This is a genomic window from Saccharibacillus kuerlensis DSM 22868, from assembly GCF_000378145.1.
In the GTDB taxonomy this organism is placed as follows: Bacteria; Bacillota; Bacilli; order Paenibacillales; family Paenibacillaceae; genus Saccharibacillus; species Saccharibacillus kuerlensis.
Genome location: NZ_KB899331.1, coordinates 1 through 1724, shown reverse-complemented (window position 1 = coordinate 1724; position 1724 = coordinate 1). Strand labels below are relative to the sequence as shown.

Here is a 1724-nt window from a genome sequence, read left to right as displayed (position 1 = left end):
GGATCGATATACGACACCGGATTGCCGTTGACGTACGCATACCGGTTCATCGTCAATCCATTCCCGATGCTTCCGCTCAGCACGTCCCGGTTTACAAAGCGCTCGATCTCCGGATTGTAGTAGCGGACTCTCATCATGTATAGACTCTTTCACCTTCGCAACTGTATCAACCTTGGTTATCATTTCATTGTTATGTTCTAAAAAAGAAACCTTGAAAGGCAATTAAGCCATTCAAGGTTAAAAAAACTAAAACTCAATCTTCTCTATTATTTTCAAACTTGTGAAGTCAGATGTCTGATTCACTTTGGAGCAATAAATCAAAGGACTTTCAAGTACTGACAATTCAAACACTTCATATTTTTCAAGTTTGATAAAATCCCCTGAATCATTTATTATTTTGGTCTTATTGATTTTGCTGAAATCTTCACTTGGAACTGTAATAACTATGAATTGATTATTAAAACTTTTATTAATACTAACGAATGAACGATAATCAAATGCTGCTTGACTAAAATCTTGTGGTAAAGCATAGATAGATATAGTTTCGATATTCTCCTCATTATCACAAGCCTTCTTAAACTTTGCTTCTGTTCGCGTAATAGGAGTTAACTTTCCTGATTTAAATTGATCTCCAATAATACCAAGGTGAGTCGAAGTATATCCTAACTCTTCATTTAATTTCAAAAAATACTGATAAGCTTCCCATAACTCTTTTTTTTGAATTCCAATTGAACCATATAAAACAATCGATGTCATTAATCTATCTTTCAAAACGACCACCTCTACCTTCACTTTTTCACTGGAAGTATTTGTATAACCCCTGCTCTGTCATTAAGATGCTTTTGGTTCTCAATCATACGTTTTATCAACATAGCAGGGTCATCTGTTTTGCTTGGTACTTCATATTGATTTATTTTGCCATTAGATTTAACAACCATAACATCAGGTCTATTAGGTTTCGCCCTAGGAACCTCATTTTGCAATCCCTTATTCAAGTATACTCTTGTAGTGTCAGTTTTTTTTGCTTCCTCAACAGCTTTTCTCATACTTGCAAACCAATGACCTTCTGTTTTATTTGTATGAGGTCTACTAGGAAGTACAATTTTATCTTTCCAAGCTTTATCCGCACCGTCAGCAAACAACTGCAAATCCAGCTTCAAACGGAAGTCTCTCGGCTCTGTCGTCTGCACAGGAGGTTTCTTAATCTTCCCTACCAGCCAAGCCCCGCCTTCAATCCCTTCCTTCGCCACGTACTTCCCGATGTGCTTCCCGAACGGAATCACGCTCGCAACCGTTCCCACTCCGTTTGCCACACGATCGGTCACCGAAAGCTGCTGTCCGGTAATCATGTCCACGCCGGTGAACACTTCTTGGATCCCTTTGAACGTCCCGACAAACGGCAGGGAATCCACTGCGAAGCTCAGCCCTGTCTGCCACCATGTTGCGCCATCTGCACTCAGGCCGAACGGATCGATATACGACACCGGATTGCCGTTGACGTACGCATACCGGTTCATCGTCAATCCGTTTCCGATACTTCCGTTCAGTACATCCCGGTTTACGAATCGTTTAATCTCCGGGTTGTAGTAGCGGGCTCTCATCTGATACATACCGTTGGTATCCGTCTGTACGCCGTCGCGTCCATTGTACTGGAACGGCTGGGTTGTTGCACCTTCATGGCCCAGCTGTTCGCCGTACGTGTCATAACTGTACGTATCGGTTAC

The 1724-nt window shown here is 41.6% G+C and carries 3 protein-coding genes; all 3 read right to left on the bottom strand.

Annotation, left to right across the window (positions count from 1 at the left end; genetic code table 11):
- Nucleotides 1-134, bottom strand: a 134-nt coding sequence (locus F456_RS25160) for an RHS repeat-associated core domain-containing protein (RefSeq protein WP_425314210.1), incomplete at its 3' end; no start/stop codon positions are given.
- 112 nt (nt 135-246) lie between these two features.
- Entirely contained in the window at nt 247-771 is a 525-nt protein-coding gene (locus F456_RS0121430; RefSeq protein WP_018979064.1) for a hypothetical protein, read from the bottom strand.
- A 17-nt stretch (nt 772-788) separates the two neighbouring features.
- On the bottom strand, nt 789-1724 hold a 936-nt coding region (locus tag F456_RS23340; protein WP_040925467.1), incomplete at its 5' end, for an RHS repeat-associated core domain-containing protein.